Below are 26,797 nucleotides of genomic sequence, written 5' to 3'. Positions count from 1 at the left end.
GGCGCGGGGGGACGGTGGTTCGGGTCCGCCGGCCGGTTCGTACACTCGGTCGTCCGAACCCAGGGGAGACCATGCACACCCGTAGCCTCGCCGGCCTCTGCGCCGCGCTCACCGCCCTCTTCGTCCTCACGGCGTGCACCGCCGAACCCGGCGACGACCGGCCCGGCGCCTCGGCGGCGGCCACCGCCGCGCCGCCCGCCTCCCCGGGGCCGCGCGCCGTACAGGAACCGCTGCCGCAGGACCAGAACCTGCTCGCCTGGACCGGCGACCCGAACGACGCCGGCCACGTCACGGCCCAGACCACGGGCGGCGTCGGCGGCCGCGTCACCCTCGTCCGGCTCGTCCTCCACGAGGAGATCACCTGGTCGAACATCTGGCTGGGGCTCGCCGGGATCGACCCGCAGGCCAGACTGGCCGACTGCTACCTCGGCGTGTACGACGCCTCCGGCACCCTGCGCGCGGCCACCGCGGACATCTCGCCGCAGCTGATGACGGACCCGATCGCCAAGCCGCTGCCGCTGGCGAAGCCCTTCACCGCCGCCCCCGGCACCTACTTCATCGCCCTGCTCCTCAACGGCACCTGGGCCACCAACGCCCTCACGCTCAAGGCCACCGGCGCCGGCATCTCCGTCAACGCCGGACTCACCCCGCCGAACCTGCGCTACAGCACGATCCTGACGGGGCAGACCTCGCTCCCGGCCAAGGTGGACCTGGCGCAGCAGTCCACCAGCACCATCAACACGGGCTGGGGCAGCCAGTGGTACGCCGTCTCCTGACGGCGGCGGAATGATCCCGCAGGGGGTGTACCGGTGGGGTGTACTGCCAGTACACTCCCTGGTGTGAGAGCCACTGCAGCCGTGAAGACCTCCGGCACGGTCCTGGTGTCCGTCCTGCTGACGTACCCCCTGTGGGCGCCCCAGTGGGGCAGCGGCGTCCTCGGCGAGGTCGCGGCGCCGGGACTGCCCGGAGCCGTCGCCGCGGTCGCGGTGTTCTTCGGACTGGTCGCCCTGTACTGCAGGTCCCTGCAGCGCACCCTGCACCTGGTCCCCCCGGACGCCCGGACGGCCGCGCCGCGGTCCGTGTGGTGGATGTTCGCCATCCCCTACAACTTCACCGAGGACTTCTTCATCGTCCGCGCCGTCGCCGCGTCCCTGGCCTCCGACGGCCGCACCGCGCCGGCGGCCGTACGGCGCTGGAAGGCCCTCGGGTACGCCTGGTGCGGATTCCAGATCGTCTCGCTCCTGCCCGGCGCCGCCGGCCGCGCCGGCGCCGCCGCGGCCCTGCTGCTGTGGGCCGCGCACTGGGCGGTCACCGCGCGTCTCAACCGCCGACTCGCCGCCGGCCGCCCCGCCGTCCTGCAACCCCGCACCCCGTGAGGTGAACCGTGCCCCTGCCCCGCTTCGACCGGCTTCCCCCGGAGACCCGGGCCGCCGTCCTCGCCGTCGCCCGCAGCCACTTCGCCCGCGACGGCAAGGACGCGGCGTCCTTCAACCGGATCATCGCCGAGGCCGGCATCTCCAAGACCTCGGCCTACCACTACTTCGACGGCAAGGACGACCTGTTCGCCGCCGTCGCCGCCGACACCGCCGCCCGCGCCCTGGCTGCCCTCGGCCCCTGGGAGGACGCCGCAACCGAACGGCGCTTCTGGGAGCAGCTCACCGACGGCACGGCCCGCCTCTCGGCCCACCTGCGCGACCACCCCGACGACCGCGCCGTACTCGCCGCCGCCGGCAGCGCCGGAGACGACGGCGCCGGAGACGACGGCGGCTGGACCGCCCGGCTCGTGGAGAACGGCCTGCGCATCGGCCTGATCGACCCCCTGGCCGACCGTGAACTCCTCACGGCCGCGACCCGCGCCCTTCTCGACGCGGCCGACGCCTGGGCGCTGGCGCGCCCGTCGCTCCCCGCCTCGCGCACCGCCGAAACACTGCGCACCCTCCTCACCCGCCTGTGGACCGCCCCCCGCCCGTGACCCGCCGGCGGTTCAGTGGACCGTCACGAACTTCGCCGTGCTCGGGACGCCCTGCGCGTCGAGGGCGAACAGCAGGTAGGTGCCCGGCAGGACGACACCCTTGTCGGCCGGCACGGACACCGTGTGCGAGCCCGCCCCCGCGGGCGCCGACACCAGCGGCACCCGCCGCTGGTCGTTGTCCGTGGAGTGCGTCGCGGCCGCCGCCCGCATCAGGACGAACGACGCCACCGAGCCCTCCGTGGCCACCGTGAGCGACGCCCCCGCCGGGACCCGCGCGGGCACCCCGCCGGTGATCACCGGGCGCGCCTTCGGCGTCCCGTCCGCGTTCAGCAGGTACGGCGGCGTGAACACCGCGCCGTCGGCGTGGTTCGTCGCGCACTCGCCGCACAGCCCGCCGCCGCCCGAGAACACCCGCCCGTCGGGCAGCAGGTTCGCCACGCTGTGGTAGTTGCGCGGGACCGCCATCGAGGCCAGCGGCGTGAACGTCCCGGTCGCCGGATCCCACAGCTCGGGCGTCAGCACGGACGTCGCGTCGCTGAACGGCACCGGGCGGGCCTGCCCGCCGAACACCGCGACCTTCCCGTCCGGCAGGACCACACTGTTGCCGAACGCGCGGGCGTGGCCCATGTCGCCGGTGCGGGCCGCCTCCACCCGGCCGCTGCCGTCGAAGCCCACCGTGTACGCCCGCCGGGTCGCCGGAACGTTCTCGTATGCGGTCGCCCCACCCAGCGTGAGCAGCTTGCCGACGTCGTAGGCGACGGCGTTGCCGTTCATCGCGTCCGGGCTGTCGGCCCGGCTGCCGGCCGGGGCCAGGCTCCCGCTCCCCGCGGTCGAGATCCAGTTCATCTGCCGGCTCGGACCCAGCTGGAGCACCCGCCCGCCGGACGTGGCGTGCAGCCACATGTGGTTGTCCGCGCGGTACGGGCCCGCCGGGTCCGCCGTCAGCGCCGCCGTCGCCGGCACCCCCGGCAGCCTGCGCCACGTACGGGTGTCGGGGGACCACACCTCGCCCGCCCTGTCGCCGCCGCCCCCGCTCCAGGAGCCGCCCAGCACGAACGCCTCACCCGTGGACAGCAGGGTCATGGCCTGGTAGCCGCGGGCGATGTTCATGTCGGTGGTCGCCGACCACTCGTCCGTCGCCGGGTCGTAGATGCTCGCCTTCTCCGCGTTGCTGCCGCCGGTGACCAGGACCCGGCCGTCTCCGAGCATCGCTATGCCCGGGCAGAACATGTCGTGGCCGGTGTTGTCGATGCGGCGCTGGGTGACCCTGCCCGTCTTCAGGTCCAGGATCGCCGTCTGCGTGTAGCCGTTGCTCCCGCCGAAGCGGTCCACCGCGTACGCCGACCAGGCCAGCAGCTTGTCGCCGGGCAGCGCGGCCGTGGCCACCGGGACGAGCGGGAAGCCGGTGATCCGGCCCCAGGAACCGTGCGCGGCCGGGTTCGCGGGACCGCTCAGGCGGATCTCCGCCGCGGATGTCCACGGCCCCCGCACCCCGGCCTCGCTCGTCACGGTCAGGCGCACGAAGCGGGCGCTCGCGGTGCGGGTGAAGGTGGCCGTCTTGACGGTGTCGTCGTCCCGCCACGTTCCGGAGGCCACCGGCGCGCCGAAGGAGCTGCCGTCGGTGCTGGTGGTCACGGTGTAGGCGCCGGCCCGGCCGTTGCCGTAGTCCTGGCGCGGCTGGTAGACGAGCGCGGAGACCTCCGCCGTGCGGTGCATGTCGAGGGTGATGCTGTGGGGCAGCGGGGAGGGGGTGCCGGACCACTTGCTGTGCCAGATCGTCGAGGCCTCCCCGTCCAGGACGTTGGCCGCGCGGCCGTTCTCCCCGGTGGTCTCCTCGTCGCTCGCCGCGGCCGTCCACCCGGTGCGCGGCAGGTCGACGGTGGCGGCAGGGGTGCCGGGGTCGCCGAGCAGGTTGACCTCGGCCGCCGACGTCCAGGGGCCGCGGCCGCCCGCCTCGGTGAGCGCCGTCAGCCGGACGAAGCGGGTGCCCTGCGGGGCGAAGCCCAGCGTCTTCGTGCTGCCGTCGTCCGCGAGGGTCCCGGTGGCGACCGGGCTGTCCCAGTTCCGTCCGTCCGTGCTGAGGCTGACGGCGTATTCGCCGACGCGCCCGTTGCCCCCGTCGCTGCGCGGCTGGTAGACGACCGCGGAGACCACCGCCGTGCGGTGCATGTCGAGGGTGATGCTGTGGGGCAGCGGGACGGGGGTGCCGGACCACTTGCTGTGCCAGATCGTCGCGGCGCTGCCGTCGAGGACGTTGGCCGCGCGGCCGTTCTCCCCGGTGGTCTCCTCGTCGCTCGCCGCGGCCGTCCACCCGCTCCGGTCGAGGACGGGCGCCGACGGCTCCAGGGCGTTCGCCGGAACCACGGGGTGGTGCGGGGCCTGCATCGCCTTCTGCTGCTCGAACGGCACCGGCGCGGGCCGGGGCCCGGGCGCCCCGGGCGCCGGACTGGCCACGCCGAACAGGGGCGTCAGCCCCACCAGCAGAGAGCCGAGGGCGAAGGCGATGAGCAGGGAGGACCGGCGCAGCGCGCGCAACCGGTCGAGGGCACGGGTGCGTCCGGATGGCAATCAGACCTCCTGGGGCGGACCGGCATACGCCCCAGAACATAGGTCAGCCTCCCCGCAACGGGCCCCGGAACCGGGAGGGTTGGCGAGAAACCGCGCGGCTCGGCCGGGCGGGGGCCCGCGCCGACCGCTGTGTCGCCCCAGCCGTCCCGCACGCCCGCGCAGTCACGCCGCGCCACGCAGGAACCGCACGTCCCGGCCGCGTACGCGCTCCAGCGGTCCGGCCGCACGCAGCACCACGTCCAGCACCCGCTCCGGCTCGGCCGCGTAGCAGTGCGCGAACCAGGGCATGTTGGCCTCCACCACCGCCCACGTGCCGTCCGCGAGACGGCCCACGTCCACGCACACCGCGCTCGGCAGCCCGTCCGCCGCGGCCGCCAGCACCTCCCGGCCGAACGCGCGGGCCCCCGCGTCCAGCGCCGCCGGGTCGAGGCGCCCGTACACGGCGTACCGGCTGCCCGCGACCACCTCCCCGTCGAGGAAGAACAGCCGGTACTCGGCGGCGAACTCCACGACCGAGCAGACGAGCACGGGCGTCGCCCCGTCCAGGACCTCCGGCCCCGGCAGGCGGGCACCGCCCCCGGGCCCGTACACCGCCGCAGGCAGCGCCTCGGTCTTCTCCGACGGCGGCTTGACGAAGCACGGCCCGGGCAGCGCGCGGGCCTCCGCGAGCGTCGTCAGCCGGACCCGCCGCCGCAGCAGCCCGTACGGCAGCCCGGCCAACCAGCCGTCCGCCGGCTCCAGCAGCGCGAGGCCCAGCCCCGCGGCGACCCGGTCGGCCGCGCGGGGGCCGCCGTACCAGTGCGCCGGACCCCCCGAGGGCGGCCGCTCAGGGCGTGCGAGGACATCGAAGCCGCGCCACGCCGCGGCCCGGCCGAGGAGTTCCCCGGTCGAGGTGCGGGGCGCCGGCAGGACGAGGGCCGGGCGGGGCCGGGCAGGATCGGTTCGGTTGTCCACGCAGCCGAGCCTACGGACCCGCACGGGACACCCGCCCGCGGTTTTCGCCCCGCCGCCGGCACCTGCGAGACTGGCACGCACGTGCGAAAGGGGCGTCATGAAGTACGACCTGTCCCGGCGCCTGGTGGTCGGGATCGCCTCCAGCGCCCTGTTCGACCTGGCCGAGTCCGACGCGGTCTTCCGGCAGGACGGCGAGGAGGCCTACCGCAGGCACCAGGAGGAACACCTCGACCGGACCCTCGGCAAGGGCGTCGCCTTCCCCTTCGTCCGCCGCCTCCTCGCCCTCAACGACCTGGCGGACAGCCCCGAGGACCCCCTCGTCGAGGTCATCGTCCTCTCCCGCAACGACCCGGACACCGGGCTGCGCGTCATGCGCTCCGTCCAGGCGCACGGCCTGCCGATCACCCGCGCCGTCTTCCGGCAGGGCCGCCCCGCCCACCCCTTCATGCCGGCCCTGAACATGTCGCTGTTCCTCTCCGCCAACGGGCAGGACGTCCGCGACGCGGTCGCCGCAGGCCTGCCCGCCGGACACGTCCTCGCCTCGGCCGGCGGGGACAGGGCAGACGCGGCCGACGACCCCGAGCTGCGCATCGCGTTCGACTTCGACGGGGTCCTCGCCGACGACAGCTCCGAGCGCGTCTTCCGCGCCGGCGGCCTCGACGGCTTCCGCGCCCACGAGGTGAGCAACGCCGCCACCCCGCTCGACCCCGGCCCGCTCCGCAACTTCCTCGCCGGCGTCAACCGCATCCAGCAGCGCGAGGAGGAGGTCCGGCGCACCGACGCCGGCTACCGGCCGCGCGTCCACGTCTCCCTGGTCACGGCGCGGAACGCGCCCACGCACGAGCGGGCGGTCCGCAGCCTGAAGGACTGGGGGGTGCGGGTGAACGAGGCGTTCTTCCTCGGCGGGGTCGACAAGTCGGGCGTCATCGCCGCCCTCCGCCCGCACATCTTCTTCGACGACCAGGTCACCCACCTCAGCGGCACGGCCGCCGGCACCCCGAGCGTCCACGTACCCTTCGGCGCCGTCAACGAACTCCCCCAGGCCTGAGCAGCCGTTCCTAGCGCGGCGGCGGGCCGAAGCCGCCCGGGGCGGCGGAGCCGGAGCCGAAGTGCGGGCTGCCGAAGCCGGCGGAGCCGGCCGCCGGGCTGCCCCACGGGGCCGGGCCGGTCCCGTACGGTGCGGGCGCGGGGCCCAGCCGGGGCCCGAGGTAGTGCGAGACGACCGCGTGCAGCTGCGCCAGCCACTCCTGGATGCGGGCGGCGCGCCGGTTGTGGACCTGGCAGGAGTACGAGGTGCCGTCGTGCAGCCGGACCGTCACGACGAGGTGGCTGCCGCGGTGGCCCGGCCCGTAGGTGATCCCGGCGAGCTCGTCCCACAGGAAGTCCGCCTCCACGCCCTCCACTTCGAAGACCACGCCCGAGCCGTCGCAGACCACGCTGTTCCTGCGGTCGGCGACCACGAACTCCGGCGCGAGGAGGGGCGCCGCCCCCGGGGCGGCCGGCGCTGCGGCCGGGACCGGCGGCATGCCGTGGGGGAGCGGCGGCACCGGCTGCGGCGGGTACGGCGTGGACGGCGCGCCGCCCGCCGCCGGGGCGTGCGGCGCGGCCGGAGCCTGCGCCGGCAGCGGCGGGGGCGTCCGGGGCGCCAGGGCCGCCGGTACGGCCGCCGGCGGGGGCGTCGCGGGCGCGCTCACCGTCGGAGTCCAGCCGGGGGCGGGGGAGCCGGCGGGTGCCACCGCGCCGTCGGCGGTCAGCAGGTCCAGCAGCGCCGACGGCGCCGGCCGTTCCGCCGGGTCCTTCGCCAGGCAGGCGGCAACCACCGGACGCAGTCCCTCCGGCACCGCGACCAGGTTCGGAGGCTCGTGCACCGACCGGTACATCAGGCCCATCGGGGTGCCCTCGCCCCACGCGCTGCCGCCCGCCGAGGCGACCAGCACGGCCCCGAGCGCGAACACGTCGGCCGCGCCGGTGACGTCGTGGCCCAGCGCCTGCTCGGGCGCCAGGTAGCCCGGTGTGCCGAAGGCCGTGCCCGTCGCGGTCATCCGGGTGGACTCCAGGGCGCGCGCGATCCCGAAGTCGAGGACGCGCGGCCCGTCGTCGGCCATCACGATGTTGCCCGGCTTGAGGTCGCGGTGGACCAGGCCGCAGCCGTGGATGGCCTCCAGCGCCTCGGCGAGCGCCGCCGCGAGGGTGCGCAGCCCCGCCTCGTCCATCGGCCCGCCGGCGGCGAGCCGGGCGGCCAGCGTGGGCCCGGCCACGTACGCGGTCGCCAGCCACGGCGGGTCGCCGTCGACGTCGGCGTCGACCACCTGCGCGGTGTGGAAGCCGCCCACCCGGCGGGCGGCGGCCACCTCGGCCCGGAAGCGCTCCCGGAAGGCGGGGTCCGCGGCGAGCTCCGGCCGGGCCACCTTCACCGCCACCAGCCGGCCGCCGCGGGAACGCGCCAGGTAGACCGTCCCCATGCCGCCCTCGCCGAGTCTGCGCTCGACGCCGTACCCCCCGATCCGTTCCATGCGCCCAGTATGAGGGCCTGCGCCGACACCGCCGCCACCAGGGAGGCCGCCCCGCAGTCCCGCACCGGACGTGCGGAACAGCGCCTGCGGTGCGGTAGAGTTGGTGTCGAGCCCGCGCCGTGACAGCGGTGGCGGGATCTGCGTTGGTGGTCCAAGGAAAGACGCCCCACTTCCTGTGGGGAGATGTAGGTGCAAGGCCTGCCCAGCGCTCTGCCAAGGCCCCGGCCTCCCAAGGGAGACCGGGGCCTTCTGCATGTCCGCGCAGGCCCGGCAGCCCGGGGGCCGGGCTGTTGCCGGCATTCCGCCACCGGAAGCAGAACAATCCGTCACCATGGGTGCACCGCCCGCCACCGGCTTGGAGGCCCGTTGATGGACGCCCGAGACATCGCCGATCTGGAGGACAAGGAGTACGAGGAGCTGATCGTGGCGAACGCCCACCCCCCGGCCCGCAGGCCCGAGGTGTGGGCGGCCCTCACCCACCCGGACAACCTGGGCCGCACGTACGACATCATCACCAACGTCCACCAGCGCACCGGCAACGTGCTGCGCAAGCGCAAGGCGGAGCGCGACCTCTTCCAGGCGCAGTGCTTCGCCCGCGGCGAGGAGGGCAAGCGGGAGTGGTTCGCCACCCGCGCCGAGTACGAGAGCTGGCGCAAGCGGGCCGCCAACTTCCACCAGATGATCCAGCGGGCCATCTCCGAACTGGGCAAGGTGCAGCGCTCGGTGAACCGCTCGGCCAACCACCGCGTCGCGCAGGAGCAGCGCGAGACGCTCCGCAGGCTCGCCCTCGCCGTCCACCGGCACCAGGCGGCCCACGCCACGGAGGGCGCCGCCGCCGCGCCGATCGACCACGAGCTCTGGCGGATGCTGGACGCGCTGACCGTGCCGGTCGGCGCCGAGCAGGAGCAGGTCCCGCTGCGCACCATGCTCGACATCTACTGGAGCGAGGCGCGGCCCGCGGAAGCCCTGAATCCGCCCCTGTCGCCGCGCCCGTAGCGCGGGGCGCACCTGCGCGCTGCCGCGGTCGCCCTCCGCTCCGGGCGAACGGGCTGTCGCAGGAAGGGGCTTCCGCTTCCGAATCCGTCAACTATAGTTACGCACGGCGGGCGTCAACTATAGTTACGCCCGCGGAAGGAGGCAGTTCCCCGTGGCGGATCCCGCAGAAGGACCCGAAGCACCGGAGCCGGCTATGCGAGGACCCGTCCCGGTCCCGGGCCCCGGCTCCCCCTTCAGCGACCGCCTGAACTTCCTCTTCGACCGCGTACGGCCGCCCGGCGCCGAGGAGTACACCAACGCGCACGTGGCCCGCACCATCTCCTCGTACGGGGAGGACAGCTACACCCGGTCCCACATCAGCCTGCTCCGCGCGGGCAAGCGCACCCCCACCATCACGATGGTGCCCCTCCTCGCCCGCTTCTTCGGCGTGGAGGCCGCCTACTTCGTCGAGGACGAGGTCACGCGGAAGGTCGCCACACAGTTCGAGATCCTCCGCAAGCTGAAGGAGAACGGCGTAGAGCAGATCGCCCTGCGCGCCATGGGCGTCTCCGCCGCCGGCCAGCGCAAGGTGCTGGCGGCACTCGAAGCCGTACGCAAAGAGGAAGGCCTGACCGACGACCCCGCAAGGGACCTGCCGTGACCGGCGACCGGTGTCTCCGGGGGAAGGGGAAGCTCCATGTGGCTCAGCCGTCGTAAGGGCGGAACCCGCAGCGAGGCCGACGAAGTCGAGCACCGCAGCCGGGAGTTCGTCGAAGGCCTCGGCCTGCCCGAGGTGGACAGCGTCCTGGACCTGGTGCCGTTCATGGAGGACCGCCTGGGCCGCACCATCCGCCTCATGCCCTTCGCCTCGGACCCCTCCGACCCCGACGCCCTCGACGCGTCCGCACCGTGCGGCCTGTGGCTGGCCACCGGCGACACCGACTACGTCTTCTACGACACCGCCATCAGCCGCGCCCACGCCGAGATCATCGTCGGCCACGAGTTCGGCCACATGCTGGGGCGCCACCGCGGCGGCGCGGCCGTCGACGCCGGCAGCCTCGGCGGCCTCATCACCGACATCGACCCTGCAACGGTCCAGCTCGTCCTCGGGAGGACCCGGTACAACGAGCCGGAGGAGTTCGAAGCCGAGATGCTCGGCTCCCTCCTCCAGGAGCACGTGAGCGCATCCCGCCCCCAGGGCAGCCGGGAAGCCGACCCGATAGCCCGCACGCTGCTGCGCTGACCGAACAGGGCCCCGTGAAAGACATCCTCCACCCTCTGTGCCTTGCCATCGCCGGCACCGGATTCCTCATCCTGGTGCGCGACCTGGGCAAGCGCCGCCGCGACCCCGCACTCGTCGCCCTCGCCTTCACCTACGGCTTCTCCGCCCTCAGCTACGCCGTCTCCCTCACACCCGTGTGGATCCGCGTCGACGGGTTCTTCGGCGTCCCGAACATCGTCGTGCCCATCGCCCAGGGCTTCGTCATCGTCGTCCTCGCCCTCCAGGCGACCGTGCTCGCCCACTGGTCGAAGCCGCCCGCCGAGGCCCGCCGCCGCAGCCGCCTCCTCCTCGCCGCCGCCGCCGGCGTCATCACCGCCATGGCGGTCCTCTTCGCCTCGCTCACCCCGGCCGCCACCCGGCCCACCGACTTCTCCCTGTACTACGCGCACGACCCCGTCTTCCAGGCGTACGTGCTGCTGTACTTCGGCGTGTACAGCGCCGCCGAAACCTACCTGGCCGTCTCCTGCTGGACGTACGCCCGCACCGCCGCCGACCGGTCCATCGCCTTCAGCCTGCGCCTCGTCACCGTCGGCGCCGTCATCACCCTCGGCTACAGCGGCATCCGCATCGCCGCGGTCATCGGCGCGGAGGCCGGCTTCAGCGTCAGCCACCTCAACGGCTTCGCCTGGGCCTGCGGCGACATCGGCGCCACCCTCACCCAGATCGGCTACCTGATCCCCACCGTCGCCCTGCGCGCCGCCGGCGTCCGCGACTGGGCCACCGCCCACCTGCGACACCGCCGCCTCGCCCCCCTGTGGACCGCCCTCGACCAGGCCGACCCCGGCATCACCCTGCGCCGCCCGTCCAGGCAGGGCCGCGACGTCCTGCGCGGCCGCAGTGCCCACTTCCCGCTGCTGCGCCGCCGCGTCGAGATCCGCCAGGGCCAGAAGGTGATGCGCCGCTACCTCGACCCCGCCGTCCGCGCCGAAGCCGAGGCCCGCCGCTCCGCCGCCGGACTCGCCGGCGCCGAACTCGCCGCGGCCGTCACCGCCGACCAGATCCGCGCCGCCCTCGACCGGCACGCGGCGGGCGACCCCGTCGCCGCCCCCGCCGAATACGCCGACGCCGACCTGCCGCTCGCCACCACCGAGGACGAGCTGCGCCACCTCCAGCGCGTCGCCGCCCACTTCACCCCGCCCGCGCCGCGCGGCGGCCGCACCACCGCCCGCGCCGCCGCCGACACCACCGACGCCGGCACTGCCGGCAGCGCCACCCCGGGAGCCCGCCCGTGATCCTCCGCCGCACCCTGCTCCTCGCCTCGACCGCCGTCGCCGCGGCCGCGTCCATGGCCACCCTGTCCGCCTCCGCCCGCTCCCGCGGCCCCGCCGGCAGTCCGGGGGCCCCGCGCCCGGACCTCCACCTGGCCCCGGCGCGCGAGCAGCTCACCGCCCTGCGCCGGCGTGACACCACCAGCCGTGCCCTGCTGGAGCAGTACCTCCGGCACATCGAGGCCGCCAACCCCGGCCTCAACGCCGTCGTCACCCTCGACGCCGAAGGCGCCCGCGCCGCCGCCGACGCCGCCGACCGACACCTCGCCCGCACCGGCAAGACTCTCGGCGCCCTCCACGGACTGCCCCTCACCGTCAAGGACGCCCTCGAAACCAAGGGCCTGCGCAGCACCAGCGGCTCACCCGACCTCGCCGGGCACATCCCCGACCGGGACGCCGACGCCGTCGCCCGCCTGCGCGCCGCCGGCGCCGTCATCGTCGGCAAGACCAACGTCCCCGTCATGTGCCAGGACCTCCAGACCTCCAACCCGGTCTTCGGCACCACCAGGAACCCCCACGACGACACGAAGACCGCCGGCGGCTCCTCCGGCGGCCCCGCGGCCGCCGTCGCCTCCGGCATGACCAGCCTGGAGACCGGCTCCGACCTCGCCGGATCGCTCCGCCTCCCCGCCGCCTACTGCGGCGTGTACGCGCTCCGGCCCAGCGGCGGCATCGTCCCCACCCGCGGCCACATCCCGCGCCCGCCGGGCTGGCTCTCCACCTCGGACATGCTCACCATCGGCCCGATCGCCCGGAACGCCGACGACCTCGCCGTCCTCCTCGACGTCCTGGCCGCCCCCGCGCCCGCGGAGGCCGCCGCCTGGCGCATCGACCTCCCGGCGCCCCGCCGCGGCCGCCTCGCGGACTACCGGATCGGCATCTGGCGGGACGACCCGTACTGCCGCGTCGACGCCACCGTCCGCCGGTGCCTCGACGACGTCGCCGCCCTGCTGCGCGCCGCCGGCGCCGCCGTCGACGACACCGCCCGGCCCGTCGACCTCCCCGCCAGCGACCGGCTGTTCCAGCGCCTCATGTTCGCCACCGCCGGCGCCACCGCCACCGACGAGGGCTTCGCCGCGGACATCGAGGCCGCGGAGAAGATCCCCGCCGACGACCCCAGGGGCCTCTTCCTGCACTCGCGCACCATGCGGCACCGCGACTGGCTGCGGGCGAACGAGGACCGGGAGAAGCTGCGCGCCCGCTGGGCCGACTACTTCACCACCCACGACGTCCTCATCACGCCGGCCGTCCCGGCCCCGGCCGTCGACGACCAGACGACGACACCGCTTCCGGACCGGTACATCACCGTCGACGGCGAGAAGAGGCCGTACTTCGACCAGACGGCGTGGCTGAACCTGGCCGGACACGTCCGGCTCCCGGCCGTCGTCATGCCGGCGGGGCGCACGCCCGGCGGGCTGCCGCTGTCCGTCCAGATCATCGGCCCGTACCTCGCCGACCGGACCGTCGTCGACGTCGCAAGGCACCTGGCGCGGCAACTGCCCGCGCCGGTCCTACCGCCCGCGTTCACCGCGTGACCGGGCGCCCATGACCGGGCTCGCTCTGCCCCCACGGGGGTGGGGCGGGGCGAGCCCGTACAAGCATGCAGGGCCCGGATACCGACGGGGGATACGGTACCCGGGCCCTGCGATCATCATCATAGTCCCCGCGGTCGGGTTCCGGTCCACCGCGGGTACCGAGTCGTGCCCGAACTGCCGCCGATCGGCCCACCGGAGGGGCCCCGGTCCGCGTCAGACGGGGGCCGTGCGGGTGGCGGCGTCCGCCACGGCGAGGAGGTCCGCCTCCCGGTGCGGGCGGGCCACGAGGTGCAGTCCGACCGGCTCGCCCGCCGGCGTGAACCCGGCCGGCAGGCTGATGGCGGGATGGCCGCTGATGTTGAACGCCCAGGTCAGCGCCACGCTGAGGGTGTCTCCGGGGCCGTCGTGGCCGTGCGGGGCGTTCGGCGTCGTCGGCGTCGCCACCAACTCCGCCTCCGCGAACACCGCGTCGAGCGCCCGCCGGAGGGAGGCCCGGGTGCGGTGCGCGGCACGCTCGGCGCCGGGGTCCGCCCCGCGCCCGCGCAGGGCCTCCCAGCACGCGGCCGGATCCGGCAGGACCACCGGCACGCCGACGGGATCGACCGCGCCGGCGCGCGCGAGCGCCCCCAGGTACGCCCGGGCCGTGCGCGCCACGGCCGGCTCCGCCGCCGCGAAGCCGAGCGTCGCCGACCAGGCCGTGCGCGGCGGGCGGGTCGGGCCGCGCTCCGCCGGGGGTGCGCCGGTGAGCGCGTCCAAGTAGGCGGCGGCGTCCTCAGGACGGCGGGCGAGCGGGCCGGCGACGTTGAGCCCCGCCCGGTCGCGCGCCGGCACCAGGCCGTTGGTCGGCTTCAGCCCGATCACGCCGCACCAGGCCGCCGGGATGCGCACCGACCCCGCCCCGTCGCTCCCGGTGGCCAGCGGCACCATGCCCGCGGCCACCGCCACGGCCGACCCCGCGCTCGAACCGCCCGGGCTCCACCGCGGGTCGAACGGGTTGAGGGTGACACCGCGGGCGGTGGTGCCGTACGTCTGCCAGCGGGTGCCCCGGCCGGGCGTGGAGGTCGCGCCGACGGGCACGCACCCCGCGGCGACCAGCCGCACCGTCTGCAGGGACGCCAGCCCCTCCGTGCCCTTCACGGCCAGCGGCACCCCGGCCAGCGGCAGCCGCTCACCGGCCCGGACCCTGCGGTCGACGGCGTCGGCGTACCCGGCGGCCAGCTCGTCCCACACCGCGGTGAACGCCCGCAGCCGCCCGTCGTGCTCCCGCACCCGCCCCAGCGCGGCGCCCACCACCTCCCGCGCCGACACCTGCCGGCCGTTGACGGCCTCGGCGGTCGCACACGCGGACAGCCGCGCGAACTCGTCGGCGGCGGGGGAGGGCTGAGGGGCTCGCATCCCCCCATGATCGCCGGTCGGCGGGCGGGGCCGCCACGGCGTGTGAAGGGTCACGGCACGTCTGCCGGGCTGTCTTTGGCAGCCACGGAACACCTGCACCTCAATACAGGCCCCAAGTCCCTCCGCCCCGGCGCGTTGCCCGTCGGCCGCTGCGCTTGGCGCGAACCGCTGTGTCTGTCCGACGAGTTGGACGAAGGCTCGGCCTCCGGCCCCCGGCGCCGGGGTCCTCGTCGTGGCTGCCGTCGACCGGCTCGGGCCAGATCGTCGATGCGGCTCCGCAGGAGGGCGCCGTCCTCCGCGTCGAGCGTGCTGCCGTGGTCGAGCCGGCCGAATCGTTCGTCCGGGCCCTTCCGCCGCAGCCCCGGGCGCCGGTCCGGACGCCTCTCCGCCGGGCGGGCCGGCTCCGACGGTGCCACGCTGGGAGGGAGCGCCGCGAGCGGCGCGGCCTCCCGGGCCGACGGCCCGGTGCTTCATCGCTCACTCGCGGAGATGCGTCATGTCCCCTGGAGCAGAGCCCCGTACCTCCCGCGCCTGCCGGGCACTCCTGGCGGCAGCCCTGGCCGGCGGTGTCCTGGCCGTCGCGGTGCCACCCGCCGCGGCCGCGGACGGCGCCGCGCTGCGGGCGCCGGCGCAGCCGTGCCGTACCGACCAGCTCGTGGCGAACAGCGCCGAGCGGGTCGGCGCCACCGGCTGGCGGATCACCGTCGTCAACGACGGCCCCCGCCCCTGCACCCTGGGCAGCCACCCCCGGCTCGCCCTCGCCGGGCAGGGCTCGCCCGACCGCAACAGGCCGCTCACCGTCACCCTGCAGGGCCGCCCGCAGCCCGTGCTGCTGCCCGTCGGCGGCACCGCCGCGACCGTCGTCACGTTCACGCCGGTCCTCGGCGAGGCCGACGGCTACTGCGCCTCCGGTGCCGATCCGACGGTCGCGCCCTCGCTCGTCGTCGGCTTTCCCAACAGCCGGGGAGGCCTCCAGCTCGCGCCGGACGACGGAGGCGAGTTCGCCCTGTGCGGCGGCACCGTCCGCGCGACCCCCTTCCGCGCGGTGCCCGCCAACTGACCTCGGACCTGCGGAAAAAACGTTGCCGCACGCTCCGGCGCACGCCTAAGGTCGAGCGCACCGAACGGCGTGTAGCTCAGCCAGTCAGAGCACCGGGCTTCCTACCCGGAGGGCGCAGGGGCAGGTCCTGCCACGCCGGCTATGAACGACGACGCTGACCAGCAGCACCCGACGCCCGCCGCCCGCCCCGCCGTGACCGTCTCGGCCGGATACGCCGCCGACCAGTTGCGGCGGGCGCTGCGCACCTCGCTGGCCCACCCCGATCCGGCCACACGGTCCCGCGCGGCCGGACGGATGGAGAAGTGGCGGGCGGTGCTCGCGGGCATGGCGGACGGCACCCTCGCGGTCGGCTCCCGCACGCCCGTCGCCGGACTGCCCGCCTGGGTCACCCCCGAGGTCGTCCGGGGCGGCTTCGCCACCGGCACTCCCGCCGCCGGCGGCCCGCTCGCCCCGTACGAGGAGGAGGCCGCCCGGCGGGCCGGGGTGCCCGCGGACCGCGCCGCCCTCTTCGAGCACGCCCTGACGGAGGACGGCCTCGCCGGCCTGTGGCAGCTCCTCGACAGCGGCCGGTACGAGGTCGCGCTGCCCGAGGAGGCGGCCCTGCTCACCGTCGCCTGGCTGGTGCGCGCCGACGACTTCGAGGCCGCCGCCGAACTCGTCGCCCGGCTGCGGCCGTTCGCGGGCCGGCTGCGGTTCCTGCCGCGCCCCGCCGACCGCCCCGCCGCGGACCCGAACGCGGTGCACCGCCGCACCGTCGGCGAGGCCGCCGCCGCACTGCGGGCCCGGCGGCCCAAGGAGGCCGTCGAGACCCAGCGGGAGGCGCTGTCGGTGTGGCGGCCCTTCGACGACGAACTCCTCGCCTACTGGCTCCCCCGCACCGACGCCGAAACCGCCGCACCGGCGCGCACCGGCGTACGGGACGGCGGCGCCCGCGCCCTTCGTACGGCGGCCCCGTGCGCCGAGGCCGCGCGCCTGCTGGAGCGCTACCGCACCCTCGCGGCGGCCCACACGCGGTGCGGCAGGCACCGCGACCCCAAGAGCAACACCGGCATCATGCTGCGGGCCCTGGAGGACGCCGCCGCGGGCCGCCCGCAGGAGCCCAGGCTCGCGGGACTGCTGCGGCACGCCGTGACGTCGGCCGTCGCCAAGCGCGGCCGGCCCGGCTCGCCCGAACACGCCCGGCTGCGCGCCGAGCAGGCCCGCCAGGCCGCCCGGCCGGCGCACCACCGCATCGCCGCGGCCGTCGCCGACCGGCTCGCGGAGCTGGACCAGGGCGCGGGCACGCCCGACGTGGACGGCCCCGTCGCCCCGATCGGCGTACCCGAGGCCGAGGCCACCGGCCTGCCGGCCGGCACGGTGGTCCCGCCCCGGCTGCAGCAGGCGGTGTTCGGCGCGCTCAGCGCCCCGCCGGAGACCCTCGTCGAACGCGGCCTCGTGCCGTCGGCGGAGGTGCTGGCCGCGCTCGTGCCGCAGCTCGTGGCCAACGCCACGGCCGCCCGCCACGCCGACCCTGCGCTGCGCACCCTGGCCGCCGCCACCTACCGGGCGTTCCGCAACCGCCGTTCGCTGCTGCTGGTCCAGTACGCGCACCAGGTGCGCGTCGACGAGCTGCCCTGGGTGCAGGCCGTCGCCGCGCACGGCGTCGACGCCGATGCCGGGGCCCGGGCGAGGGCCGCGGCGCATGCCGCGCTGCGCCGGGTCGGCGACCTGGCCGTCGGTGCGTTCCCCGGCACGCTGCTGCCCAACCCGCTGGTGCGGGAGATGTCCCACCTGGCTCAGCAGGCGGAGCTGTCCGCGCCGTTCACCGAGGAACTCGCAGCCGACATCTTCATGGGGGGCTTCACCCCGAAGTTCCTCGCCGCCGCCCGCACCGCCGCCGACCTCCTCGACGGCAGCCTGTACGCCCGCTACTACGGCATCGACTGCGCCGCCGTGCGCAGCATGGCCGTCGTCCACGCCGCGGAAGGCCTCGGCAGCCCGTCCCGGCGGCCCCGCACGGTCGAGGCCTTCGACCGGCTGTGCGCGCAGCGCGCGGGCGGGGACACGGGTCGCTCCTGGTCGCCCGCGGCGAACGGCACCGTCATCGAGCAGGCGCAGATCCTCACCACGCACAACCTGGCCGTCCTCGTGCGGTACGCGGACGTGGCGCCCGCGGCCGGGTGGGAGGCGCTGGCGGGGGAGTGCCTGGCGACGGTGTGCCGGCTCGTCACCCGCGTCCAGGGCCACCCCCGGCCCCTCGGGACGCTGAAGGACGCGGCGTACGCGTGGCGGCAGATGCTGTTCCACCTGTCGCTGTGCCCGCCCGACCGGCAGGCGGCGTTCGCCGGGCACGCCGCGGCCGAAGCCGCCCGGCAGCCCTGGCACACCGCGGCCCGCCTGGCCCCGGCGGTCGCCGGACTGCGCCTGGTCGCGGCCGGCGGGGCGTTCGACGCGGACGGCACCGCTCTGGGCGGCCTGGCGCGCCGCTTCCAGGGCTGGACGACGACCGGGCACTGGATGCGGGGCCGGCCAGCCGGCTGAGCTGCGCGGGGGCGCCGCGGCTCGGGACGGGGGAGTGGCGTCGCCCACACTCCGAGTCGCCGGATTCCAAGGCGGCTGCGGTGGTTTGTGCATCGATCCGCAGGGGGCCGGTGGCCGCAGCCGTCGAGCCGACGGACTGAACCCTTCCGACAGGGGGTCAGCCCGCACCGGCCTCCCGGCGGTTGTCGGAGCCGGATGGCACCATCTGGCGCGTGGTTCGAACGGCTACAGGGGGTAGGCATGGCGAACACGTACGACTGGCCGCGCGGAGCGGAGAGCGCCGACAGCGAGGCGCTGGAGCGCTGGCTGGACGCCCGGGGGTGGGAGGTCGACCCGACGGTGTTCATGGCGGGCGTCCTCGGCCCGGCGGTCCAGGTGCGCCCCGTCGGCGAGACCGCGTTCGAGGACGAGGCGGGCCTGCTGATCCTGCCCGGTGAGACGGTGGAGTTCGACGGCCGGCGCATGCGCATCGTCCCGCCCCTCGCCGCCGCGGCCGCCCCCGCATAGCGGCACCCACGGGAGACGCCGCCCGCCCGGCGGCGGCATCCCCCACCCGGGATTCGCCCGGCGCATTGCCGCACGGGGGGCGTTCCGCCTGCGGGCGGGAGAACAGGCGGAGGATTCCGGGGCACGGGCCGGGGCGTGCGCCGTCCGGGCGCGGATGTCACCCGCCCGGCCTACCATGAAACGGCCGGACCGCTCCCCGGCCGCGTGTAGCGACGCCCCGGGCGGCTCCGGCGTTTCCGCAGGCCGCGGCACCCGTCTCGGGGGACGCACGGGCTGCACGGCCGCCTTCGCCACCGGACGGGAGGGCGCGATGTCCGCGTACCGCACCGCAGCCGCCGACGGCCGGATCGTCCGAGTCCCGAGCGGGACTCTCCCCAGCGTGCACGGGGCCCGGTATTCCGGCTATTGAACGAGCGGGGGGCGCGTGCAGCGATTTCGTGCGCCCGCGTAAAGCGCCGGCCTTAGGTGCCTGTATGGCGAAATCGTTGTGGCGAGAAATGCATCTGCCATGAATTGGTAATGCCTTGGTAAATTGGGCGCTGCTCCTGTGGTGTGGAATGCGCCGCGGGTTTTCCGCCCGACCCCGGCTCTTCCGGGGCCGTCCCCGTGTGCCGCACCACCCGCCCCAGCAGCGCATCCGGACCCGACCCGACCACACCGCGCCCACACGGCACAACCCCCCTGCGGGCGCAGGAGGCAGGCCTTCGTGAATCCCTCATCGAAACGGCGCGCCCATGCCGCCCCGATCGACGAACGGGAAACCCCGCCCATGACCGACACCACTTCCGTGTTCGCCGCATTCCGGCGCCCCGCCCTGCTCCGCAAGGAGGCGATGGCATCCCTCGTCGTCTTCCTGGTCGCCCTGCCGCTGTGCGTCGGCGTGGCCGTCGCCTCCGGTGTCCCCGCCGAACTCGGCCTCATCACCGGCATCGTCGGCGGCATCGTCGTCGGCCTCATGCCCGGCAGCAGACTCCAGGTCAGCGGGCCCGCCGCCGGCCTGACCGTCCTCGTCTTCGAAGCCGTACGGGAATTCGGGCTCGGCATGCTCGGCCCCATCGTGCTCGCCACCGGACTGCTCCAGGTCGTCCTCGGGTGGGCGCGGTGCGGCCGCTGGTTCCGGGCGATCTCCGTCTCGGTGGTCCAGGGCATGCTCGCGGGCATCGGACTGGTGCTGGTCGTCGGCCAGTTGTACACCGTCGCCGGGGCGGAGCAGCCGCACTCCGGCCTCCGCAAGATCCTCGGGATCCCCGGCCTCCTGGCCGACACCGTGACCAGCGCCCCCGCGCTGACGGCGGCCGGTGTCGGCGTGTTCACCGGCGCCGTCCTCGTCGCCTGGAAGAAGGCGCCCGCCCGGGTGCGCGCCGTGCCGGCGCCGCTCGCCGCGGTCGCGCTCGCCACCGCGGGAACGGCTGCCCTGGGACTGGACGTTCCGAAAGTCGAGGTGCAGGGGCTCCTCGCGGCGATCCAGCCGCCCAGCCTGAGCGACCTCGGCGGACTGGGCACCCTGGCCGTCCTCGGCACCGTCCTCGCTTTCACCCTCATCGCCTCCGCCGAATCCCTCTTCAGCGCCGCCGCCGTGGACCGCATGCACGACGGCCCCCGCACCCACTACGACAAGGAACTCGTCGCGCAGGGAGTCGGCAACACCGTCTGCGGCGCCCTCGGCTCCCTCCCGATGACCGCCGTCATCGTGCGCAGCTCCGCCAACGTGCAGGCCGGCGCGACGACATCGCTCTCCCGCGTGCTGCACGGAGTGTGGCTGCTGCTGTTCACGGTCCTGTGGCCGACCGCCATCGGCGTCATCCCGCTCGCCGCGCTCGCAGCCGTGCTCGTCCACGCCGGCTGCAAGCTGATCCCCGTCAAGGCGCTGGTGCCGCTGTGGCGCGAGCACCGGGGCGAGGCCGTCATCCTGTGCGCGACGGCCGCGGCCATCGTGATGACGAGCATGTTCGAGGGCGTGGTCCTCGGGCTCCTGCTGGCCGTCGTCAAGTGCGCGTGGGAGACCTCCAAGGTGCAGGTCACCGTACGCGAACTGGTCGGCGGGCGCACCGTGGTGGCGCTCACCGGCAACGCGACCTTCCTGCGCCTGCCGCACATCCTGGAAACGCTGGAGGCGCTGCCGCACGGCCGGCCTGTCGAACTCGACCTCACCGAGGTGCGCCACCTCGACCACGCCTGCCGGGCCGCCCTGGAGGGCTGGGCGGAGCGGCACCGCGGGGCCGGCACGGCGCCGGTGCGGGTCAGGGAGCCGGCCGCGCAGGAGGCCGGCGGGGCCGGCCCCGGGCCGTCGGCGGCGGGAGGCTGACGCACACACCTCCCGGCGGGGCGCCGGAGCCGCGGAGGGCGGCCCGGCGCCCCGCCGCCGGCCGCGCCCGGCTCCGGACAGGCCCGAGCGGTCCCGAGCAGCTCGCAGACGGCTCGAAGCAGGACCGGCTCCCGCCGGAGCGCGCAGGATTCAGGCCGTCCTTCTGGCCGACCGACGGCGATTCCTTGGTTTCCCCTTGTCCGCTTCTTGGGTCCCCCTTTACTGTCTGGAAGCGGCGGGTGCAAAGCAGCACTCTCGCCGCAATTCCCCATCTATCGGAGGTTTCCCATGGAGCAGCTCATCCGCAAGATGACGCAGGACGACGTCTGGAACCGCTGGGTCGCGGCGAACTCCGCCCAGGGCGCGAAGGACGGGTGCATCAGCTCCTCCCCGAAGGCGGGCTGCATCAGCGCCGCCGGCAAGACCGGCTGCATCTCCTGACGGCCGGACCACCCGGCACCGCCTGAGGCGGGGCCCCGAGGCCGGCGCCGCACCGGCAGGGCCGCCCCCTGCCCGCTGCGACGGCCCGACGGCCCCGCCCGGCGGCCGAGACAGCACCCGCCGCGCCGCCACTCCGCGCCCCGCACACCCGAAGGTGGTCATGGACGCCACACCCGCCCCGAGCGGCATCCCGGACGCGGACGGGCTCCCGTCCGCCGAAGTCCTCGCCTGCATCCGGGACATACCCCTCTACCAGCCCTCCCTCGCCCGCGGCCGCTTCCCGATCCTGGAGAAGCCCGACATCGCCCGCGGCTTCCCCGACAACTGGATGACCCCGGGCCTGGCCGCCGCCCTGGAGTCCGGCGAAGCCGAGTACGTCCTGTCGACGGGCACCAACCACGCCCGGATGCAACTCATCCGGCCCCCGTACTTCCTGCTCCGCTCCTACTACCGGCTGTGGAGCGAGCACCCCGACCTCGCCCACACCTGGGAGAGCGGCTGCCGGCGCGTCTCGCTGACGACCGTCCTCGCCACCGAGCACGTCGCCCGCGTCAACGCCCGCAAGCACGGCACCGAACCCGCGGCCGTGCCCTCCCTCGAGGACCGCCGGCTCGACGACCGCACCCTCTACCTGAACCTGCACCTGGACCCCGCCGAGTGGAGCCGCGCCGACATCGCGCGGATGCTCGCCGAGATCCGCCGCGTCTGTGCCGAACACCCCAAGGGCGACTACCACCTGGACTGCTCCGGCTACCACCTGGCCCACCTCGTGCACCGCGCGCAGGCCTTCGGCCTGTGGAACCCGGAGGACTTCCCCCGGCCGGCGAGCATCGTGACCGCCTACGAGTACACGCCGGCCAACGTCCGCCGCTATCTCGCCGACCGGTTCGACGTCCCCGTCATCGACCTGTTCGGCAGCACCGAGCTGGGCTACCTCTTCCACAGCGACCGCCACGGCCGCTACCACCCCTACCTGGACCGGATGGGCGTCGAACTCGTGCCCGTCGCCCCCGGCAGCGGCATCCACAGCCTCATCGTCACCAGCATCCGCAACCCGTACATGCCGCTGGTCCGCTACCGCTCCGGGGACTGCGTCCGCACCGCCGACGGCAGCCCCGACCCGGACAGGATCACCGCCTTCTGCGGGCGCGAGAAGGAACTGCTCGCCACCCCGCACGGCCCCGTGGCCCACGCCGACGTCGACGACGTCGTCACCGCCACCGCCCCTCAGGTCTTCCTCGCCCGCCTCGACGTGGCCGCCGGCGGACCCGCCGCAGCCGCCCGGCTGCACTACACCACCTTCGACGGCCGCCCGCTGGACGCCGACCGGGCCTCCGCCCTCGCCTCCGGCCTCTCCGCCCTGACCGGCAGCCCGTGCACCACCGCCCACGCGGCGCACCTTCCCATCGGCAGGTCGGGCAAGTACCCCTGGCTCGCCGTCCACGACGACCCGGCCGCCGCGCCCGCCGCGCAGCCGCCGCAAGGAGGCACGGCATGAGCCCCCGTACCAGCCCCGAGGCGCTGCGCGCCCTCCTCGGCCCCGTCCTGCACGAGGAGGCCGTCCGGTACGCCGAGGCCCGCACCGGCGCGGGGCGGGCACATGCCGAACGGCAGGTCCTGGAGTGCCTGCGCTACCTCCACCTCGTCTCCTCCCAACCCGACCGGCTCGGCGGCCTGTTCCTGCCGGTCGAGCAGGACATCGACGAGATCTGGCACTACCTGATCCTCCAGACACGCGAATACCGCGCCCTGTGCGAGGAGCGGCTGCCGGGCCGCTTCTTCATCCACCACCGCAGCATCGGCTACCAGGACTACCAGGCCGAGCCGGGGCGGGAGCGCGCCGCGGAGGAGGCGCTGCGCTGGATCCCGCTGTACTGCGCCGAGTTCGGTCCGCTGGACGAGGGCGTGCTGCCGCACTGGACCATCGTCCGGTTCCTGCACGAGAACCTCGGGCTGTCGCTCGCCGAGATCTCGGCGCTGGACGCGGCCCCGCAGCCGCAGCCCGAGCCGGCCTCCGCGGGCTGACCGCCCGGGACGGCGTCAGCGCGGCACCGGGGTCAGCGCGGGAACGGGGTCAGCGGGCGGTCGGGGGCGAGGGCGGCGGAGATGCGCCGGGCGACCGTCTCCGCCGTGTTTCCCTGCGGGGCCCGCGGACCGGTGGTCGTCGACACCGCGATCGCGAGCCGCTCCTCCGGCAGGTACGCCTGCACGGCTGCGTAGCCGAAGAACGAGGGGTTCGTCATCACCCACCCGTCGAGGACGATGACCCCGACCCCGAAGTGCGCCTCGCGGGTCTGCCGCAGGCACACCGAGGCCGGGCAGTTCACGGTGGCATGCCCCAACCCGGCCGTACCCGGGTCGCGTTGCAGCCGGTACGAGGCGGGGGACAGCAGCTCGCCCGCGCCGACGGCCCGCGCCGACCGGGCCAGGTCGCACACGTCCATGGTCAGGACCGCCCCGGGGGCCGTCGTCCAGGAGGGGTTCCAGTACGTGGAGTCGACGTACAGGCCCTCCGCGTCCTCGGTGAAGGCGTGCAGCACAGGCTGCGGGATGGCCGGCGTGTACCCGTTCCGGGTCTGCCGCAGCCCCGCCGGGCCCATGACGCGCTCCTGCAGCAGCCTGTCCAGCCGGGTCCCGGTGATCTTCTCCAGTGCCGCTCCGAGCAGGACGAAGTTGGCGTGGGAGTAGCTCCAGTCGGTGCCCGGGGGGTACCAGAGGGGGTGCCGGATGGAGATCCCGACGAGTTCCTCGGGCGTCCAGTGCCGGTTCGGATCGGCGCTCAGCTCCTTGACGAACACCGGGTCGGTCACGTAGTCGTGCAGGCCCGAGGTGGAGGTGCCGAGCATCTTCAGCGTGATGCGGTCGCCGTCCGGCAGGTCGGGCAGCCAGCGCGAGACGGGGTCGTCGAGGCGGACCCGCCCCTCCTCGGCGAGCTGCAGCAGGACGATGCCGAGGTAGACGATGCCGACCGAGCCGGCGCGGAAGTGCATGGCGGGTGTGGCGGGTTCGCCGCTGCGGGACTCGCCCACGGCGCCCGTCACGACCTCCTGCCCGTCCACGGCCACACTGAACTGCACCGCCCTCAGATCGAGTTCGGCCTTCGCCTGCTCGACGATGCCGCGGATCTCGCGGGCCGCCGGCCCGCCGGCGGAGGCGGGAGTGGCCACGCAGCCGCCCGCGGCGGAGGGGACCGCACCGGCGGGGACCGCGGCCGGAACGTGCAAGGCCGCGGCGGCCAGAGCGGCGACGCAGAGCGACGCAACCCGTCGGTAGCTCATAAGGGCACTATGCGCCCGCCCCCGCCCCACCGCGCGCCGGGGGCAACGGCCGTGCCGGGCGGATCCGCCCGTGGGAAAATGGCGCCCCGGCAGGGGACAGGGGCTCCGGCCCGGGCTCGGCTACGGCAGGGGCGTGCCGCGGGCCGTGGTCCAGAGGGTGTACCACTCCTCGTGGGTGAGGTCGGGGGCGGGGCGCCGGGCCGCGTCGCGGCAGGCGCGGATGCGGGCCGGGTCGGACGTGCCGACGATCGGGGCGATGCCTGCCGGGTGGCGCATCAGCCACCACAGCAGCACCGTCTCGGGTGTCGTGCCCTTCTCCTCGGCCAGCCGGGACAGGAGCGCCGCCGTGGCCCGCTCGGCCGGCGTCTCCTGACGGCCCGTGAACCGGCCCTGCGCCAGGGCGCCCCACGCCTGGAGGCCGATGCCGCGCTCGCGGCAGAACTCCAGGGTGCCGAAGGGGAAGCCGTTGGCGGCGGCCTGCGGCGTGTTGAGGAGGACGCCCGCCTCGACCCAGTCGCGGCTGTGCAGGCTCATCTCCAGTTGGTTGGCGACCAGCGGCATCTCCAGCCGGGCCTGGAGCGCGGCGATCTGCGCGGCGCCCGTGTTGGACACGCCGAACCGGCGGACGAGGCCCTGCCGGCGCAGCGACTCCAGCGCCTCGGCCGTGTCGTCGGGGTCCGCCAGCGGGTCGGGGCGGTGGAGCAGAAGGATGTCGATCACGTCGGTGCGCAGCCGGGCCAGGCTCTCCTCCACCCGGTGCAGGATGCTCTTGCCGCGCAGGTCGTACATACCCGGCCGGCCGCCGTCGGGGAGGCGGATGCCGCACTTCGTCTGGAGGGTGATGCGGCCGCGCAGCCCGGGGTCGCGGGCGAGGACCTCGCCGAAGACGGCCTCCGACTTGCCGTGCCGGTAGATGTCGGCGTGGTCGAAGGCCGTGATCCCGGCGTCCAGGGCGGCCCGTACGGCAGCCTCCGCCGCGTCGACGTCGGCGGGGCCGTACGGCTCGGTGTCCCAGCTCCCGCCGAGGCCCATGCACCCGTACAGCACCCGCCCGGGGCCGCCGCCCGCACCGCTCGCACTCGTCGTCATGGGCGCCACCCTAGTGCTGTGGCCGGGATGGATCACCGGGGCCGGGGTGTTCGCCGCCCGGGGCGCGGGGTAGGCGCGCGGTATGAGCTACGTCCATGCGGGCCGGGACTACGAGCGCGACACCCGGTACCTCACCACGCGGATCACCGCCGACGGCCGCGACGGGTACCCGGTCGAGCCGGGCCGTTACCGCCTCGTCGTGAGCCGGGCCTGCCCGTGGGCGAGCCGCGCCGTGATCGTACGCCGGCTCCTCGGTCTGGAGGACGTCCTGCCGATGGCGGTCGCCGGACCCGTCCACGACGAGCGCAGCTGGACCTTCGACCTCGACCCCGGCGGCCGGGACCCGGTCCTCGGCATCGAGCGGCTCCGCGACGCCTACCTCGCGCGGGACCCGGCGTACGACCGCGGCATCACCGTGCCCGCCGTCGTCGACGTGCCCACCGGCAAGGTCGTCACGAACGACTTCGCGCAGATCACCCTCGACCTGTCCCTGGAGTGGACCGCCCACCACCGCCCCGGCGCGCCCGACCTGTACCCGGCCGTACTGCGGGAGGAGATCGACGCGGTGAACGAGCCGGTCTACCGGGACGTGAACAACGGCGTGTACCGCGCCGGCTTCGCCGGCTCACAGGAGGCGTACGAGGCGGCGTACGACCGCCTCTTCGACCGGCTCGACCGGCTCGGCGAGCGCCTGACCCGCTCCCGGTACCTGGTCGGCGACACCGTCACCGAGGCGGACGTGCGGCTCTTCACGACCCTCGTGCGGTTCGACTCCGTCTACCACGGCCACTTCAAGTGCAACCGGCACAAGCTCACCGAGCTGCCCGTGCTGTGGGCGTACGCCCGGGACCTGTTCCAGACCCCCGGTTTCGGCGACACCGTCGACTTCGACCACATCAGACGGCACTACCACCTCGTGCACACGGACATCAACCCGACCGGGATCGTCCCGGCCGGCCCGGACCTCTCCCCGTGGCTCGCCCCGCACGGACGCGAGGTCCTGGGCGGCCGCCCCTTCGGCGACGGCACCCCGCCCGGCCCCGTCCCGCCGCAGGAGGCGGTCCCCGCGGCCCACACGCCCCGGCGGCACGCGCCGATGACGCAGTGACGCCGGAGACGGCGGCCACGCGGCCCG

Annotated in this window: 23 protein-coding genes and 1 tRNA gene; 18 read left to right on the top strand and 6 right to left on the bottom strand. The window is 75.2% G+C overall.

Going from position 1 to position 26,797, the window contains the following annotated elements:
• Nucleotides 1-71: 71 nt before the first annotated feature.
• The 3 genes from MUK52_RS01395 (at nt 72) to MUK52_RS01385 (ending at nt 1,972) form a co-directional block, all read left to right on the top strand.
• Nucleotides 72-776 (top strand): hypothetical protein, encoded by a 705-nt coding sequence (locus MUK52_RS01395; RefSeq protein ID WP_284574246.1) that lies wholly within the window; start codon nt 72-74, stop codon nt 774-776.
• Between the two features lie 63 nt (nt 777-839).
• Nucleotides 840-1,376, top strand: coding sequence for a hypothetical protein (locus tag MUK52_RS01390; protein WP_114055650.1), 537 nt, complete (start codon nt 840-842; stop codon nt 1,374-1,376).
• Between the two features lie 8 nt (nt 1,377-1,384).
• Entirely contained in the window at nt 1,385-1,972 is a 588-nt protein-coding gene (locus MUK52_RS01385; RefSeq protein ID WP_114055651.1) for a TetR/AcrR family transcriptional regulator, read from the top strand.
• Nucleotides 1,973-1,984: 12 nt separating this feature from the next.
• On the opposite strand, the gene MUK52_RS01380 is transcribed toward MUK52_RS01385, so the two are convergent.
• Together MUK52_RS01380 and MUK52_RS01375 are read right to left on the bottom strand one after the other, a co-directional pair.
• Nucleotides 1,985-4,540, bottom strand: a complete 2,556-nt coding sequence (locus MUK52_RS01380) for a galactose oxidase family protein (RefSeq protein WP_284574245.1) — start codon at nt 4,538-4,540, stop codon at nt 1,985-1,987.
• 162 nt (nt 4,541-4,702) lie between these two features.
• Nucleotides 4,703-5,494 carry an ATP-grasp domain-containing protein gene (locus tag MUK52_RS01375; protein ID WP_284574243.1) on the bottom strand — a complete coding sequence of 264 codons (792 nt, stop codon included), beginning with the start codon at nt 5,492-5,494 and terminating at the stop codon, nt 4,703-4,705.
• Between the two features lie 97 nt (nt 5,495-5,591).
• Here MUK52_RS01375 and MUK52_RS01370 point away from each other — a divergent pair, with 97 nt between their 5' ends.
• Nucleotides 5,592-6,542, top strand: a complete 951-nt coding sequence (locus tag MUK52_RS01370) for a 5'-nucleotidase (RefSeq protein ID WP_284574242.1) — start codon at nt 5,592-5,594, stop codon at nt 6,540-6,542.
• Between the two features lie 10 nt (nt 6,543-6,552).
• Here MUK52_RS01370 and MUK52_RS01365 read toward each other — a convergent pair whose 3' ends face one another.
• Nucleotides 6,553-8,007, bottom strand: coding sequence for a serine/threonine-protein kinase (locus MUK52_RS01365; RefSeq protein WP_284574241.1), 1,455 nt, complete (start codon nt 8,005-8,007; stop codon nt 6,553-6,555).
• Nucleotides 8,008-8,376: 369 nt separating this feature from the next.
• On the opposite strand from MUK52_RS01365, the gene MUK52_RS01360 reads away from it, so the two are divergent.
• The 5 genes from MUK52_RS01360 (at nt 8,377) to MUK52_RS01340 (ending at nt 13,067) form a co-directional block, all read left to right on the top strand.
• Nucleotides 8,377-9,003 carry a hypothetical protein gene (locus tag MUK52_RS01360; protein WP_114055657.1) on the top strand — a complete coding sequence of 209 codons (627 nt, stop codon included), beginning with the start codon at nt 8,377-8,379 and terminating at the stop codon, nt 9,001-9,003.
• A 193-nt stretch (nt 9,004-9,196) separates the two neighbouring features.
• A complete protein-coding gene (locus MUK52_RS01355) occupies nt 9,197-9,643 on the top strand; it encodes a hypothetical protein (RefSeq protein WP_114055659.1) in 447 nt (148 codons plus the stop codon).
• A 36-nt stretch (nt 9,644-9,679) separates the two neighbouring features.
• Nucleotides 9,680-10,225, top strand: coding sequence for a hypothetical protein (locus tag MUK52_RS01350; RefSeq protein ID WP_246042536.1), 546 nt, complete (start codon nt 9,680-9,682; stop codon nt 10,223-10,225).
• A 14-nt stretch (nt 10,226-10,239) separates the two neighbouring features.
• Nucleotides 10,240-11,496 (top strand): MAB_1171c family putative transporter, encoded by a 1,257-nt coding sequence (locus MUK52_RS01345; protein WP_284574238.1) that lies wholly within the window; start codon nt 10,240-10,242, stop codon nt 11,494-11,496.
• Entirely contained in the window at nt 11,493-13,067 is a 1,575-nt protein-coding gene (locus tag MUK52_RS01340; protein ID WP_284574237.1) for an amidase, read from the top strand. The genes MUK52_RS01345 and MUK52_RS01340 overlap by 4 nt, the downstream gene beginning before the upstream one ends.
• 213 nt (nt 13,068-13,280) lie before the next feature.
• Here MUK52_RS01340 and MUK52_RS01335 read toward each other — a convergent pair whose 3' ends face one another.
• Nucleotides 13,281-14,462 carry an amidase gene (locus MUK52_RS01335; protein ID WP_284574236.1) on the bottom strand — a complete coding sequence of 394 codons (1,182 nt, stop codon included), beginning with the start codon at nt 14,460-14,462 and terminating at the stop codon, nt 13,281-13,283.
• A 496-nt stretch (nt 14,463-14,958) separates the two neighbouring features.
• Here MUK52_RS01335 and MUK52_RS01330 point away from each other — a divergent pair, with 496 nt between their 5' ends.
• The 8 genes from MUK52_RS01330 (at nt 14,959) to MUK52_RS01295 (ending at nt 23,320) form a co-directional block, all read left to right on the top strand.
• On the top strand, nt 14,959-15,522 hold the full coding sequence (locus MUK52_RS01330; protein ID WP_114055663.1) for a DUF4232 domain-containing protein: 564 nt from the start codon (nt 14,959-14,961) through the stop codon (nt 15,520-15,522).
• Between the two features lie 65 nt (nt 15,523-15,587).
• Nucleotides 15,588-15,661: transfer RNA gene (locus MUK52_RS01325), tRNA-Gly, on the top strand.
• Between the two features lie 2 nt (nt 15,662-15,663).
• The gene (locus MUK52_RS01320) at nt 15,664-18,042 is read left to right on the top strand and encodes a hypothetical protein (protein ID WP_284574234.1); all 2,379 of its coding nucleotides are present in this window, start codon (nt 15,664-15,666) and stop codon (nt 18,040-18,042) included.
• Between the two features lie 240 nt (nt 18,043-18,282).
• Nucleotides 18,283-18,549 carry a hypothetical protein gene (locus MUK52_RS01315; protein ID WP_114055665.1) on the top strand — a complete coding sequence of 89 codons (267 nt, stop codon included), beginning with the start codon at nt 18,283-18,285 and terminating at the stop codon, nt 18,547-18,549.
• A gap of 769 nt (nt 18,550-19,318) precedes the next feature.
• Nucleotides 19,319-20,854, top strand: coding sequence for a SulP family inorganic anion transporter (locus MUK52_RS01310; protein ID WP_114055666.1), 1,536 nt, complete (start codon nt 19,319-19,321; stop codon nt 20,852-20,854).
• Nucleotides 20,855-21,142: 288 nt separating this feature from the next.
• Entirely contained in the window at nt 21,143-21,295 is a 153-nt protein-coding gene (locus MUK52_RS01305; protein ID WP_174250396.1) for a hypothetical protein, read from the top strand.
• A 160-nt stretch (nt 21,296-21,455) separates the two neighbouring features.
• Nucleotides 21,456-22,793 carry a phenylacetate--CoA ligase family protein gene (locus tag MUK52_RS01300; protein WP_284574232.1) on the top strand — a complete coding sequence of 446 codons (1,338 nt, stop codon included), beginning with the start codon at nt 21,456-21,458 and terminating at the stop codon, nt 22,791-22,793.
• The gene (locus MUK52_RS01295) at nt 22,790-23,320 is read left to right on the top strand and encodes a glycine-rich domain-containing protein (RefSeq protein WP_284574231.1); all 531 of its coding nucleotides are present in this window, start codon (nt 22,790-22,792) and stop codon (nt 23,318-23,320) included. The genes MUK52_RS01300 and MUK52_RS01295 overlap by 4 nt, the downstream gene beginning before the upstream one ends.
• 32 nt (nt 23,321-23,352) lie before the next feature.
• Here MUK52_RS01295 and MUK52_RS01290 read toward each other — a convergent pair whose 3' ends face one another.
• On the bottom strand, nt 23,353-24,573 hold the full coding sequence (locus MUK52_RS01290; protein ID WP_284574230.1) for a serine hydrolase domain-containing protein: 1,221 nt from the start codon (nt 24,571-24,573) through the stop codon (nt 23,353-23,355).
• A gap of 120 nt (nt 24,574-24,693) precedes the next feature.
• Nucleotides 24,694-25,662, bottom strand: a complete 969-nt coding sequence (locus MUK52_RS01285; protein ID WP_246042537.1) for an aldo/keto reductase — start codon at nt 25,660-25,662, stop codon at nt 24,694-24,696.
• An 82-nt stretch (nt 25,663-25,744) separates the two neighbouring features.
• Here MUK52_RS01285 and MUK52_RS01280 point away from each other — a divergent pair, with 82 nt between their 5' ends.
• Complete coding sequence (locus MUK52_RS01280; protein WP_114055670.1) at nt 25,745-26,770, top strand: glutathione S-transferase family protein; 1,026 nt, start codon at nt 25,745-25,747, stop codon at nt 26,768-26,770.
• The last annotated feature ends 27 nt before the right edge of the window (nt 26,771-26,797 follow it).

This window comes from Streptomyces sp. 2P-4, from assembly GCF_030167965.1.
Taxonomy (GTDB): Bacteria; Actinomycetota; Actinomycetes; order Streptomycetales; family Streptomycetaceae; genus Streptomyces; species Streptomyces globosus_A.
Note: the sequence above shows the minus strand (reverse complement) of the source record. Positions and strands in the feature narration are given on the sequence as shown.

Coding starts and splice junctions, on each gene's coding strand:
- MUK52_RS01395 (WP_284574246.1), top strand. CDS start 72: ATGCACACCCGTAGCCTCGCCGGCCTCTGCGCCGCGCTCACCGCCCTC.
- MUK52_RS01370 (WP_284574242.1), top strand. CDS start 5,592: ATGAAGTACGACCTGTCCCGGCGCCTGGTGGTCGGGATCGCCTCCAGC.
- MUK52_RS01365 (WP_284574241.1), bottom strand. CDS start 8,007: ATGGAACGGATCGGGGGGTACGGCGTCGAGCGCAGACTCGGCGAGGGC.
- MUK52_RS01360 (WP_114055657.1), top strand. CDS start 8,377: ATGGACGCCCGAGACATCGCCGATCTGGAGGACAAGGAGTACGAGGAG.
- MUK52_RS01355 (WP_114055659.1), top strand. CDS start 9,197: ATGCGAGGACCCGTCCCGGTCCCGGGCCCCGGCTCCCCCTTCAGCGAC.
- MUK52_RS01350 (WP_246042536.1), top strand. CDS start 9,680: ATGTGGCTCAGCCGTCGTAAGGGCGGAACCCGCAGCGAGGCCGACGAA.
- MUK52_RS01335 (WP_284574236.1), bottom strand. CDS start 14,462: ATGCGAGCCCCTCAGCCCTCCCCCGCCGCCGACGAGTTCGCGCGGCTG.
- MUK52_RS01330 (WP_114055663.1), top strand. CDS start 14,959: ATGTCCCCTGGAGCAGAGCCCCGTACCTCCCGCGCCTGCCGGGCACTC.
- MUK52_RS01320 (WP_284574234.1), top strand. CDS start 15,664: ATGAACGACGACGCTGACCAGCAGCACCCGACGCCCGCCGCCCGCCCC.
- MUK52_RS01315 (WP_114055665.1), top strand. CDS start 18,283: ATGGCGAACACGTACGACTGGCCGCGCGGAGCGGAGAGCGCCGACAGC.
- MUK52_RS01310 (WP_114055666.1), top strand. CDS start 19,319: ATGACCGACACCACTTCCGTGTTCGCCGCATTCCGGCGCCCCGCCCTG.
- MUK52_RS01305 (WP_174250396.1), top strand. CDS start 21,143: ATGGAGCAGCTCATCCGCAAGATGACGCAGGACGACGTCTGGAACCGC.
- MUK52_RS01300 (WP_284574232.1), top strand. CDS start 21,456: ATGGACGCCACACCCGCCCCGAGCGGCATCCCGGACGCGGACGGGCTC.
- MUK52_RS01295 (WP_284574231.1), top strand. CDS start 22,790: ATGAGCCCCCGTACCAGCCCCGAGGCGCTGCGCGCCCTCCTCGGCCCC.
- MUK52_RS01290 (WP_284574230.1), bottom strand. CDS start 24,573: ATGAGCTACCGACGGGTTGCGTCGCTCTGCGTCGCCGCTCTGGCCGCC.
- MUK52_RS01285 (WP_246042537.1), bottom strand. CDS start 25,662: ATGACGACGAGTGCGAGCGGTGCGGGCGGCGGCCCCGGGCGGGTGCTG.
- MUK52_RS01280 (WP_114055670.1), top strand. CDS start 25,745: ATGAGCTACGTCCATGCGGGCCGGGACTACGAGCGCGACACCCGGTAC.